General features: G+C 73.9%; 11 protein-coding genes. 8 read left to right on the forward strand and 3 right to left on the reverse strand.

The genetic code is table 11. The features are described from left to right. Positions 1–10: 10 nt before the first annotated feature. Genes ACIBO8_RS21355 through ACIBO8_RS21365 form a run of 3 tightly spaced genes read left to right on the forward strand, consistent with a single transcriptional unit; the run spans position 11 to position 3,179 of the window. Positions 11–970 (forward strand): Zn-ribbon domain-containing OB-fold protein, encoded by a 960-nt coding sequence (locus ACIBO8_RS21355; RefSeq protein ID WP_396117017.1) that lies wholly within the window; start codon positions 11–13, stop codon positions 968–970. Next, complete coding sequence (locus ACIBO8_RS21360; RefSeq protein ID WP_396117018.1) at positions 967–2,022, forward strand: thiolase domain-containing protein; 1,056 nt, start codon at positions 967–969, stop codon at positions 2,020–2,022. Before ACIBO8_RS21355 ends, ACIBO8_RS21360 begins: the two co-directional genes overlap by 4 nt. Beyond that, positions 2,019–3,179, forward strand: coding sequence for a thiolase domain-containing protein (locus ACIBO8_RS21365; RefSeq protein ID WP_396117019.1), 1,161 nt, complete (start codon positions 2,019–2,021; stop codon positions 3,177–3,179). The genes ACIBO8_RS21360 and ACIBO8_RS21365 overlap by 4 nt, the downstream gene beginning before the upstream one ends. Here the strand turns inward: ACIBO8_RS21365 and ACIBO8_RS21370 are convergent. Beyond that, complete coding sequence (locus ACIBO8_RS21370) at positions 3,170–4,402, reverse strand: cytochrome P450 (RefSeq protein WP_396117020.1); 1,233 nt, start codon at positions 4,400–4,402, stop codon at positions 3,170–3,172. The two genes, ACIBO8_RS21365 and ACIBO8_RS21370, sit on opposite strands and share 10 nt — an antisense overlap. Before the next feature lie 107 nt (positions 4,403–4,509). On the opposite strand from ACIBO8_RS21370, the gene ACIBO8_RS21375 reads away from it, so the two are divergent. After that, complete coding sequence (locus tag ACIBO8_RS21375; RefSeq protein WP_396117021.1) at positions 4,510–5,673, forward strand: steroid 3-ketoacyl-CoA thiolase; 1,164 nt, start codon at positions 4,510–4,512, stop codon at positions 5,671–5,673. A 3-nt stretch (positions 5,674–5,676) separates the two neighbouring features. On the opposite strand, the gene ACIBO8_RS21380 is transcribed toward ACIBO8_RS21375, so the two are convergent. Continuing rightward, the gene (locus ACIBO8_RS21380; RefSeq protein ID WP_396117022.1) at positions 5,677–6,447 is read right to left on the reverse strand and encodes an SDR family oxidoreductase; all 771 of its coding nucleotides are present in this window, start codon (positions 6,445–6,447) and stop codon (positions 5,677–5,679) included. Next, positions 6,444–7,601, reverse strand: coding sequence for an acyl-CoA dehydrogenase family protein (locus tag ACIBO8_RS21385; RefSeq protein ID WP_396117023.1), 1,158 nt, complete (start codon positions 7,599–7,601; stop codon positions 6,444–6,446). The genes ACIBO8_RS21380 and ACIBO8_RS21385 overlap by 4 nt, the downstream gene beginning before the upstream one ends. A gap of 59 nt (positions 7,602–7,660) precedes the next feature. Between ACIBO8_RS21385 and ACIBO8_RS21390 the strand changes: the two genes are divergently transcribed. From ACIBO8_RS21390 to ACIBO8_RS21405, 4 genes are read left to right on the forward strand one after another with little or no spacing between them, the layout of a single operon-like run. Continuing rightward, entirely contained in the window at positions 7,661–9,226 is a 1,566-nt protein-coding gene (locus tag ACIBO8_RS21390) for a FadD3 family acyl-CoA ligase (RefSeq protein WP_396117024.1), read from the forward strand. After that, positions 9,223–10,059, forward strand: a complete 837-nt coding sequence (locus ACIBO8_RS21395) for an enoyl-CoA hydratase (RefSeq protein WP_396117025.1) — start codon at positions 9,223–9,225, stop codon at positions 10,057–10,059. The genes ACIBO8_RS21390 and ACIBO8_RS21395 overlap by 4 nt, the downstream gene beginning before the upstream one ends. Then, the gene (locus ACIBO8_RS21400; protein WP_396117026.1) at positions 10,056–11,183 is read left to right on the forward strand and encodes an acyl-CoA dehydrogenase family protein; all 1,128 of its coding nucleotides are present in this window, start codon (positions 10,056–10,058) and stop codon (positions 11,181–11,183) included. The genes ACIBO8_RS21395 and ACIBO8_RS21400 overlap by 4 nt, the downstream gene beginning before the upstream one ends. Further along, complete coding sequence (locus ACIBO8_RS21405) at positions 11,180–12,193, forward strand: acyl-CoA dehydrogenase family protein (protein WP_396117027.1); 1,014 nt, start codon at positions 11,180–11,182, stop codon at positions 12,191–12,193. The genes ACIBO8_RS21400 and ACIBO8_RS21405 overlap by 4 nt, the downstream gene beginning before the upstream one ends. The last annotated feature ends 6 nt before the right edge of the window (positions 12,194–12,199 follow it).

Here is a 12,199-nt window from a genome sequence, read left to right on the forward strand (position 1 = left end):
ACTGGCGTTCGTGGATATCGCGCAAGCGCCGCCGCTGTCCGCCCCGATGGACATCGCCTTCGACTACACCCGCTCGCTCGGCCCGGTTCTCAGCCGGTTCATGACCGGCCTGCGCGATCGCCGGGTCCACGGCTGCCGGACCTCGGACGGGCGCGTCCACGTACCCCCGCTGGAATACGACCCGGTCACCCACGCACCGGTGAGGGATCTGGTGGAGGTGGCTCCCACCGGGACCGTGGTGAGCTGGAGCTGGATGAGCCGGCCCCTGGACGGCCAGCCGCTGGACCGCCCGTTCGGCTGGGCGCTGATCCGGCTCGACGGGGCGGACACGGCCCTGCTGCACGCCGTGGACGCGGGTGAGGCCGCCCGCATGCACACCGGGATGCGGGTGCGCATCCGCTGGGCCGAGGAACGGGTCGGCCACATCCGCGACATCGCGTGTTTCGAACCCGGCGAGGCACCGGCCGGCGAGGCCACCGATGCGGCGGAGCCGGCGGTGACCATGATGACCACCCCGATCCGGCTGCGCTACCGGCACACCACCTCGGCCGAGGAGAGCCGGTATCTCCGGGCGCTGGCCGAGGGCCGGCTGATCGGCCAGCGCTGCCCGGTGTGCCACAAGGTCTACGTGCCGCCCCGGGTCTGCCCCGCCGACGGCGTACCGCCGGACGAGGAGGTGGCCGTGGCCGACCGGGGCACCGTCACCACGTTCTGCGTCGTCAACGTCCCGTTCGCCGGTCAGCGGCTCGACCCGCCGTACGTCGTCGCGCAGGTGCTGCTGGACGGCGCCGACATCCCGCTGCCGCACCTGATCGTCGGGTGCCGGGCCGAGGAGGTCCGGATGGGCATGCGGGTGGCCGCGGTCTGGCGGGACCGGCAGCAGTGGTCCACCACGCCGGAGAACATCGCGCACTTCGCGCCGGCCGCCGAGCCCGACGCGCCCTACGAGTCGTACGCGGAGCACCTGTGAACGCCGTCGCCGTCATCGGTTTCGCCCAGTCGCCCTGCCGGGCCGAGGCGGGCACCACCAGCGGCGTCGAGACGCTCGTACCGGTCATGAAGGAGGCCCTCGCCGGCGCCCGGCTGCACCGGCGCGAGGTGGACTTCTGGTGCTCGGGCTCCTCCGACTACCTCGCCGGGCGGGCGTTCTCGTTCGTCAATGCGGTCGACGCGATCGGGGCGTACCCGCCGATCTGCGAGTCGCACGTGGAGATGGACGCCGCGTGGGCCTGCTACGAGGCGTACGTCAAAATCCTCGCCGGCGAGGCGGAGACCGCGCTGGTCTACGGCTTCGGCAAGTCCTCGGCCGGTCAGCTGCGCCGCGTGCTGGCGTTGCAGCTCGACCCGTACGCGACGGCGCCGCTGTGGCCCGACTCGGTGAGCATCGCCGCGCTACAGGCCCGGCTCGCCCTCGACGCCGGGCTCCTGAGCGAGCACGACATGGCCGAGGTGGCGGTACGGAGCCGGGCCGACGCGGCCGCCAACCCGTACGCCCAGGTGGCCGGGGAGACCACGGCCGAGCGGTTGCTCGCCGAGCCGTATCTCGCCGACCCGCTGCGGGCCCACGACTGCCCGCCGGTCTCCGACGGCGCCTCGGCGCTGGTGCTCGCGGCGGGTGACCGCGCCCGCCGGCAGCACGAGCGACCGGCCTGGATCACCGGTGCGGCACACCGGATCGACCCCCAGGGGCTCGGCGAGCGGGACCTGACGACCGTGCCGTCGGCGGCCGAGGCGGCCGAGGCGGCCGGGTTGCCCGCCGAGCTCGACGCTGCCGAGGTGCACGCGCCGTTCACCCATCAGGAGCTGTTGCTGCGTAAGGCGCTCGGGCTGGGCGACGGGGTGCGGATCAACCCGTCCGGCGGCGCGCTCTGCGGCAACCCGATGTTCTCGGCCGGGCTGAACCGGATCGGTGCCGCGGCCGCACTCGTGATGTCCGGCCGGGCACGGCGGGTGGCGGCGCACGCCACGAGCGGCCCGGCCCTGCAACAGAATCTGGTCTGCGTGCTGGAGGCGCAACGATGAGACGGGCGGCCGTACTGGGCACGGGGCAGACGCATCACCGCACCCGGCGTACCGATGTGTCGATGGCCGGGCTGTGCCGCGAGGCGATCGATCGGGCCCTGATCGACGCCGGCACCGACTGGTCGCAGATCGACGCGGTCGTGCTGGGCAAGGCGCCGGACCTGTTCGAGGGCGTGATGATGCCCGAGCTGTTCCTGGCCGACGCGATCGGTGCCGCCGGCCGTCCGCTGCTGCGCGTGCACACGGCCGGGTCGGTGGGCGGCGCCACCGCGAACGTGGCCACGAGCCTGATCCGCGCCGGAGTGCACCGGCGGGTGCTCGCGGTCGCGTTCGAGAAGCAGTCGGAGTCCAACGCCATGTGGGCGCTGTCCATCCAGCCGCCGTTCAGCGCGCCGATCGGCGCCGGGGCCGGCGGCTACTTCGCGCCGCACATCCGCGCCTACATCCGCCGGGCCTCGGCACCGGAGCACATCGGCGCGCTCGTGGCGGTGAAGGATCGGCGTAACGGGGCGCTCAACCCGTACGCCCATCTGCGGCAACCGGAGATCACCCTGGACTCGGTCCGGTCCTCGCCGATGCTGTGGGATCCGGTCCGCTACGACGAGACCTGCCCCTCGTCCGACGGCGCCTGCGCCGTCGTGATCGGCGACCAGGCGGCCGCCGAGGCGAGCGAGCGGCAGGTGGCGTGGATCCGGGCGACCGCCATGCGCACCGAGCCGACCTTCTTCGCCGGCAAGGACCACGTGGACCCGCGGGCCGGCGCCGAGGCGGCCCGGGCGCTGTGGGACGCGGCGGGCATCACCGACCCGCTCGACGAGGTGGACGTCGCCGAGCTGTACGTGCCGTTCTCCTGGTTCGAGCCGATGTGGCTGGAGAACCTGGGCTTCGCGGAGAGCGGGCACGGCTGGAAGCTCACCGAGGCGGGCGAGACGCGAATCGGCGGGCGGTTGCCGGTCAACCCGTCCGGCGGCGTGCTGTGCTCCAACCCGATCGGCGCCTCCGGGATGCTGCGCTTCGCCGAGGCGGCCATGCAGGTGATGGGACGGGCCGGTGCGCACCAGGTCGCCGGGGCGCGTACGGCGGTCGGGCACGCGTACGGTGGCGGCTCGCAGTTCTTCTCGCTCTGGGTGGTCGGGGCCGAGCCGGATCAGCGGTAACGCACCGGCAGATGCTTGATGCTGTGCAGCCAGCCGGAGCGCAGTCGCTGCGGCGGCCCGGCGAGGCTGATGTCCGGCATCGCGTCGGCGATGGCGTTGAAGATGAGCTCGATCTCGAGCCGGGCCAGGTTGGCGCCGAGGCAGAAGTGGGCGCCGCTGCCGCCGAAGCCGAGGTGCGGGTTCGGGCTGCGGGTGATGTCGAACCGCTCCGGGTGGTCGAAGACCGTCTCGTCGAAGTTCGCCGAGCCGTAGAAGAGCGCCACCCGCTGACCGGCCTTGATGTGCTGGCCGCCCAGCTCGGTGTCGCGCACGGCGGTGCGCTGGAAGACGTTCACCGGGGTGCCCCAGCGGACGATCTCCTCCACCGCGGTCCGCGGCCGCTCGGCCTTGAACAGCTCCCACTGCTCGGGGTGGTCGAGCAGGGCCAGGATGCCGTGCGAGATGGCGTTGCGGGTGGTCTCGTTGCCGGCCACCGCCAGCAGCAGCACGAAGAAACCGAACTCGTCGGTGGACAGGTGCTCGCCGTCGATCTCCGCCTTCACCAGCGTGGTCACGATGTCGTCGCGGGGACAGGCCTGCCGTTCCTCGGCCATCTTCATCGCGTACGCGAGCAGCTCCATCGCCGGCTCCATGGGGTCGGCGCCGCCGCTGTACTCCGGGTCGTCGTAGCCGATCATGGCGTTCGACCACTCGAAGACGTGCCGGCGATCCTCCTGCGGCACGCCGAGCAGCTCCGCGATGGCCTGCAGGGGCAGCTCGCAGGCGACGTCGCTGACGAAGTCGCCGGTGTCCGCGGCGCCCGCCTCGCGGACGATCCGCTCCGCGCGGGCGGCCAGGGCGGTCCGCAGCGCGTTGATCGCCCTGGGGGTGAAGCCGCGCGCGACGACCGCGCGCTGCTTGGTGTGCTGCGGGGGGTCCATGTTGAGCAGCACGCAGCGCTGCATCTCGATCCGCTCCCGGTCCAGCCCCGCCTGGAACCGGACGATGGCCGTGTTCTCCCAGCTGGAGAAGGTGTCGCTGTCGCGGGACACGGTCATCACGTCGGCGTGCCGGGTGACCGCCCAGTAGCCCTCGTCGTCGAAGCCGGCGCTCCCCCGCTCCTGCGGGATCCACCACACCGGAGCGGTCCGGCGCATCTCGGCGAACTCCGCGTGCGGCAGGCCGCCGAGGTAGAGCTCCGGATCGGTGAAATCGAAACCGCTGGGGATGCGAGGCTCGGTCACGGCTCCTCCTACAGTAACAGGTTCCACCACATTCAAGCACGCTCGTTACGGCCTGTGGTATACCTCGGATGCCGCGGAATAAGAACACGTTCTATAGGGAGGCCGCCGTGGGTGTTCCGGTGATCGTCGGCGCGGTCCGTACGCCGATCGGCCGGCGTCGAGGCCGGCTGGCCGGACTGCACGCCGCCGAGCTGCTCGGCGCGGCGCAACGCGCGGTCCTCACCCGCACCGGCGTGGACCCCGCCCTGGTCGAGCAGGTCGTGGGTGGTTGCGTCACGCAGGGCGGGGAACAGTCCAACAACATCACCCGTACGGCCTGGCTGCACGCCGGGCTGCCGTACGCGACCGGATGCCTGACCGTCGACGCGCAGTGCGGTTCGGCGCAGCACGCGGCCCACCTCGTCGCCGGGCTCATCGCCGCGGACGCGGTCGAGGTCGGCATGGCGTGCGGGGTGGAGTCGATGAGCCGGGTGCCGCTGCGCGCCAACCTCGGCACGGACGCGGGGCTCCCCCGGCCCGCGTCGTGGGACATCGACCTGCCCAACCAGTACGTGGCGGCGGACCGCATCGCCGCCCGGCGCGGGCTGACCCGGGCCGACCTCGACCGGTTCGGCGTACGGTCGCAGGGCAACGCCGCCCGGGCCTGGGCCGAGGGGCGCTTCGCGGCCGAGGTGGCACCGGTCGACGCCCCGGTGCTGGACGCGGACGGCCACCCGACCGGCGAGATCCGGACCGTCGACCGCGACGAGGGCCTGCGGGAGACGACGACGGCGGGCCTGGCCGCCCTGCGTCCGGTTCTCGAGGGTGGCCTGCACACCGCGGGCACCTCGTCGCAGATCTCCGACGGCGCGGCGGCCGTCCTGCTCATGGACGCCGGCCGGGCACGGGAGCTGGGCCTGCGCCCGCGCGCCCGCTTTCTCGCGCAATGCCTGGTCGGTGCCGAGCCGTACTACCACCTGGACGGCCCGATCGCGGCCACCGGGCGGGTGCTGGCCCGCACCGGCATGAAGATCGACGACATCGACCGGTTCGAGGTGAACGAGGCGTTCGCCGCCGTGGTGCTGTCGTGGCTCGGCGAGCACGGCGCCGATCCCGGCCGGGTCAACGTGAACGGCGGGGCGATCGCGCTCGGGCACCCGGTCGGCAGTACGGGCTCCCGGCTCATCACCACGGCCCTGCACGAGCTGGAACGCTCCGGCCTGGGCACCGCACTCGTCACGATGTGCGCGGGCGGCGCGATGGCCACGGCGAGCATCATCGAGCGGATGTGACGATCAGGGGTGCTGGCTGCTCACCGAGATGACCTCGCCGGTGAGGTACGAGGCGTAGTCGCTGGCCAGGAACGCCACCACCGTCGCCACCTCCCAGGGCCGCGCGGCCCGGCCGAACGCCTCCCGCAGCGCGAGGCCCGCCAGCTCCTGCTCGGGCATCACCTTCGCCAGGAACGGGTGGGCCGCGAGGCTGGGCGCCACCGCGTTGACCCGGATGCCTTGCGCGGCCACGTCGAGCGCGGCGCAGCGGGTGAACGCCATCACCCCGGCCTTCGCGGCGGCGTAGTGTGCCTGGCCGGCCTGGGCGCGCCAGCCCAGCACCGAGGCGTTGTTGACGACCGCGCCACCGCAGCCCTGCGCGATCATCTGCCGCAAGGCCGCCCGCGTGCAGCGGAACGTACCGGTCAGCGTGACGTCCAGGACCCGCGACCATTCGTCGTCGGTCATCTCGACCACCGGCCGGGTGCCGCCGAGCCCGGCGTTGTTCACCATGACGTCGAGCCGTCCACAGTGGGCCGCCGCGGCCGCGACGAGCGTCTGGACGGCGTCCTCGTCCGTGACGTCGCACGGCACCGCGAAGACCCGGCCCGGGTACGCCGCCGCCAGCTGCTCGCACGTCTCGTCGAGCCGGCGCCGGTGACGGTCGCTGAGCACCACCTCGGCCCCCTCGGCCAGGCACCGCCGGGCGACCGCGGAGCCGATCCCGGTTCCCGCCGCCGCGGTGACCACGACGCCCTTGCCCGCCAGCAGGCCGTGGCCGGCCGGCTCGGTCACCGGCGGTCCTGGCGGGGCAGCCCGAGCACCCGCTCGGCCACGATGGTGCGCTGGATCTCGTTGGAGCCGCCGTAGATGGTGTCCGCCCGGCTGAAGAGGAAGAGCCGCCACCAGCGCTCGACGTCCCGGTCGCCGGGGCCGGCCGCCGCACCGGCAGGCCCGAGCACCGCCATGGCGAGCTCGCCGAGGCCCTGGCGCCAGCGCGACCAGAGCAGTTTGATCACCGAGGCGGTCCCGGTCGAGTCCGGCTCGCCCAGGACGCGCCGTGTGTGCGACCGCAGCACGGACAGGTCGATCCACGCCCGGGTGAGCCGCTCGCGCAGCACCGGGTCGGCGGCCGCCCCCGTACGCCCGGCGAGCGCGATGAGGTCCTCCAGATCCTGCTGGAAACCGATCTGCTGGCCCACCGTGGCGGCGCCGCGCTCGAAGCCCAGCGTCGCCATCGCCACCCGCCAGCCCTGCCCCGGTTCGCCGACCACGAGGTCGCGGTCGGTGCGCGCCTCGTCGAAGAAGACCTCGTTGAACTCACTGTCCCCGGTGAGCTGCCGGATCGGACGCACCGTGATGCCGGGCGCGCGCATCGGCACGAGCAGATACGACAGCCCGGCGTGGCGCGGACCGCCGTCGGGAACCGGCTCGGTGCGGGCCAGCACGAAGCACCAGTCGGCCACCTGCGCGAGCGACGTCCACACCTTCTGCCCGGTGAGCACCCAGTGGTCGCCGTCGAGGCGGGCGCGGGTCGTGACACCGGCCAGATCGGATCCGGCGCCGGGCTCCGAGTAGCCCTGGCACCACAGCTCGTCGACCGCGGCGATGCGGGGCAGGAACCGGCGGCGCTGCCGCTCGGTGCCGAGCGCCATGAGGGTGGGCCCGACCATGGTCGTGCCGATGTGGTCGACGCGCGAGGGAGCGCCGGAGCGGGCGTACTCCTCGTGGAAGATGATCTGCCGGGCGAGGGAGGCGCCGCGACCGCCGTGCGCCACCGGCCAGGCGAGGGTGGTCCAGCCCGCCGCGGCCAGGCGGCGCGTGAAGGCCAGACGCTGCGGATAGGCCTCGTTCTCGCGCCCCGCGCCGCCCACGCCGCGCAGCTCGTCCGTCACGTTCGCCTCGAGCCAGTCCCGGACCTCGCGGCGGAACTCCTCGTCACCGTCCACTGGCGCCACCTCCCGGATCGCCGGTAAAGTCACCCTACCAAGCGATTGCTTGGTTAGCCATGGAGGTCACTGTGGAGCTGACCATCCCGGCGACCGTGGTCAGCGCGGCCCGCACCTTCGGGACGGCTCCGGCTCTGATGGAGCCGGGCGCGCAACGGCTGACCTTCACGGACCTGCTGGATCGGGTACGCACGGTCGCCCGCGCGCTGATGGCCGAGGGTGTGCACCCGGGCGACCGGATCGCCGTCTGGGCACCGAACACCTTCCACTGGGTGCTGGCCGCGCTGGGCGCGAGCTACGCCGGCGCGACGCTGGTCCCGGTGAACACCCGGTTCACCGCCGCCGAAGCCCTCGACGTGCTGCACCGCAGCGACGCCCGGGGCCTGGTCGTCACCGGCCCGTTCCTCGGTGCCGACCGGCTCGCCGCATTGCGTGCCGAGGCCGGCCGGGCCGGGCTTCCCCTGCCCCGCCTCATCGTGCGCGTGCCCACCGACGTCGCGGTCCCGCCCGAGCCGGACGTACTGGAGTGGCCCGACTTCCTGCGCCGCGCTGTCGATGTGCCGGCCGCGGAGGCCGACGCCCGCGCCGGGGCCGTCACCCCGGACGACGTGAGCGACATCCTCTTCACGTCCGGCACTACCGGCCGCAGCAAGGGCGCGATGAGCGCACACCGGCAGTCGCTGGGCGTGGCAGCCGCGTGGGCCGGCATCGGCGGGCTCGTCCCCGGCGACACCTACCTCGTGGTGAATCCGTTCTTCCACAGCTTCGGGCTCAAGGCCGGTCTCCTCGCCTGCCTGCTCAGCGGCGCGACGGTGGTGCCGCAGGCGGTCTTCGACCCGGCGCGCACGATGGAGCTGATCGCGGCCGAGCGGGTCACCGTGCTCCCCGGCCCGCCCACTCTCTACATCGGCCTGCTCGACCACCCCGGCCGGGCCCGGCACGACCTGTCGTCGCTGCGCCTGGCCGTCACCGGGGCGGCCACCGTGCCGCCCGCGCTCATCGCGCGGATGCGCTCGGAGCTGGGGGTACGGACGGTGCTGACGGCGTACGGGCTCACCGAGGCGGTGGTGGCGACCATGTGCCGGCCGGGCGACGACGACCGGACGGTGGCGTACACGTGCGGGCGGGCCGCGCCCGGCGTCGAGGTCGCGATCGGCGAGCCCACCGGCGAGGTGCTGCTGCGGGGCCCGCACGTCATGCTCGGCTACCTCGACGACAAGGAAGCCACCGCCGCGGCCATCGACGCCGACGGCTGGCTGCACACCGGCGACATCGGCCGGCTCGACGAGCGCGGCTACCTCACCATCACCGACCGGCTCAAGGACATGTTCATCTGCGGCGGCTTCAACGTCTACCCGGCCGAGGTGGAACGCGTCCTCGGCGACCTGCCCGGGGTGGCCGAGTCCGCCGTGATCGGCGTGCCCGACGCGCGCCTGGGCGAGGTGGGCCGGGCCCACGTCGTCCCGCGGCCGGGACATGAGCTCTCCCCCGCCCAGGTGATCGAGTTCTGCCGGGGGCGGCTCGCGGGCTACAAAGTCCCCCGGACGGTCGAGTTCCGCACCGAACTGCCGCGCAACGCGTCGGGCAAGGTCCTCAAGTATCTGCTCCGGGAGGAGATCGGATGAGCGAGGTCGTTCTGTACGAGCGCCGCGACCGGGTCGCCCTGATCACCGTCAACCGTCCCCGCTACCGCAACGCACAGAACTCCGCGGTGACGTACGCCCTGGACGCGGCGTTCACGCAGGCCGTGGACGACGACGAGGTCGCGGTGATCGTGCTGGCCGGCGCCGGCGACCACTTCTCGGCCGGGCACGACATCGGCACCCCGGAACGCGACGTGGACACCTCGTTCCCGCGGCGGGCCGCGCTGTGGTGGGACCACACCGGCAAGGCGGGCGCCGACCGGCGCTACTCCCGCGAGCTGGAGGTCTACCTCGGCATGTGCCGGCGGTGGCGGGAGATGCCCAAGCCCGCCGTCGCCATGGTGCAGGGCGCCTGCGTCGCGGGCGGCCTCATGCTGGCGTGGGTCTGCGATCTCATCGTGGCGGCGGACGACGCGTTCTTCGCCGATCCCGTGCTGCGCATGGGCATCCCCGGCGTCGAGTACTTCGCCCATCCCTGGGTGCTCGGGTCGCGGTTCGCGCGCGAGGTGCTGTTCACCGGTGACCGGTTCGACGCGCGGCGGGCGTACGAGATCGGCATGGTGAACCGCGTCGTGCCCCGCGCCGAGCTGGAGGCGGCCACCTTCGCGCTGGCCGGGCGGATCGCCGCGATGCCGGCGTTCGGGCTGGCGCTCGCCAAGCGCGCGGTGAACCAGTGCGAGGACGAGATGGGCATGCGGGCGGGGATGGACTCCGTGTTCGGCCTGCACCACCTCGCGCACGCCCACAACGTGGAGGTCAGCAAGGATTCCCTGGCCGGGCTGGACCCGGCCGCGATGAAACGGGCCGTGCCGTGAACCTCGACCTCGACGCGGCCGCGCTCGCCTTCCGGGACGAGGTCCGCTCCTGGCTGGTGGCCAACGTTCCCGCCGCCCGGCTGCCCAGCATGGACACCCCGCGGGGCGACGCCGCGCACCGGGCCTGGGAACGCCGCCTGGCCGACGCCGGCCTCGCCGTCGTCTCCTGGCCCGTGGAGTACGGCGGCCGGGCCGTGCCGCCCCTGCACGCGCTGCTGTTCGAGGAGGAGTACCACGCCGCCGGAGCGCCGGGCCGCATCGGCCAGAACGGCTTGTTCCTGCTCGCCCCGACGCTGCTGCGGCACGGTACGGCGGAGCAGCGCGCCCGGGTCCTGCCGCCGATGGCCCGGGCCGACGAGGTGTGGGCGCAGGCCTGGTCCGAGCCCGAGGCGGGCAGCGACCTGGCCGCGATCCGCTCCCGCGGCCGGCGCACGGACGGTGGGTGGCTGTTGTCGGGTCAGAAGACGTGGAGCTCGCGGGCGGCCGTGGCGGACCGCGCGTTCGGGCTGTTCCGCACCAACCCGCAGGCGGTCCGCCATCGGGGCCTCACCTGCGTCATGTTCGACCTGCACGCCCCCGGTGTGACCGTACGCCCGATCCGCCGGCTCGACGGTGATCCCGGCTTCGCGGAGATCTTCCTCGACGACGTCTTCGTGCCGGACGAGGACGTGATCGGCGACGCCGGCGACGGCTGGCGGGTCGCGATGAGCACGGCCGGGCACGAGCGCGGGCAGACGTTGCGCAGCCCGGGCCGGTTCCTGGCGGCCGCCGAGCGGCTCGTCGCGCTCTGGCGGGCCGGTGAGCCCGGCGATGCGGCGACTCGGGACCGGGTGGTGGACGCGTGGATCAGCGCGCAGGCGTACCGCATGCGGACCTTCGCCGACCTGCACGCGCCGCCGGGACCGTTCGCCGCGAGCGCCACCAAGCTGTTCTGGTCAGAGCTGGACCTGGCCCTGCACGAGACCGCCTTGGACGTGCTCGGGGCCCGGGCCGAGACGGACGCCGAGTGGACGGACGGGTATCTTTTCGCGCTCGCCGGCCCGATCTACGCGGGCACCAACGAGGTTCACCGCGGCATCGTCGCCGAGCGGATGCTGGGCCTGCCCCGCGAGGCGTCGCGATGAGGCTGGTGCCGTCGGCGGAACAGGACCGGTTCGCGGCCGTGCTGCACGACCTCCTGGCCACCGCCGACGTGCCGGCGGTGGCGGAGAGCTGGGCCCGCGGCGACGCCGGGCCGGGGCGGGAGGTCTGGTCGCGGCTGGCAGACGCCGGGGTCGCCGGGCTCGCCGTGCCGGAACGCTGGGGCGGTACGGACGCCCGCCCCGCCGACCTCGTCATCGCCGCCGAGGAGCTGGGACACCACGCGGTGCCCGGGCCGGTGACCGAGACGCTGGCCGCCGTACCGGCCCTGCTGACCGCGCTGGGCGACGACCGGCTGTGCGACAAGTGGCTGCCCGAGCTCGCCGCCGGGCGGGTGGTCGCCACGCTGGCCGCGCCGCCGTGGCTGCCGTACGCGGCCGACGCCCACGCCGCCGACCTCGTGCTGCTGGCCGAGGGCGACGCCGTACGACCGGCCCGCACCGGGCGCGCGTACGCCTCGATGGACTACACCCGGCGGCTGTTCGAGGTGGTGCCCGCCGGCGGCGCACTGGCCGAAGGACCCGCGGCGGCCGGCGCCACGGCCCGCGCCCTGGACCTCGGTGTCCTCGCCGCCGCCGCGCAGCTGCTGGGCGCCGGCTGCGCGCTGCTGGAGGCAGCGGTGGCGCACGCCCGGACCCGGGTCCAGTTCGGCCGGCCGATCGGCCGGTTCCAGGCGGTCCAGCATCGCCTCGCCGACGTGGCGGTCGGCCTGGAGTTCGCCCGGCCGCTGCTGTACGCGGCCGCGGTGGCTCTCACCGACGCCGGCGAACCCGGGGCCCCGGGTACGGCCGCCCGCGACGTGTCGGCGGCGAAGGTGGCCTGCGGCACCGCCGCGCACCGGGCGGCCCGCGCGGCGCTGCAGGTGCACGGTGCCATCGGCTACACCCGCGAGCACGGGCTGGGCCGGTGGCTGACGAAGGTCCGGGTCCTGACGCTGACGTGGGGTACGCCGGCGCAGCACCGGGCCCGGGTGATGGCGGAGCTGACGAGGTGACCATGG

The organism is Actinoplanes sp. NPDC049681 (assembly GCF_044465265.1).
Lineage (GTDB): Bacteria > Actinomycetota > Actinomycetes > Mycobacteriales > Micromonosporaceae > Actinoplanes.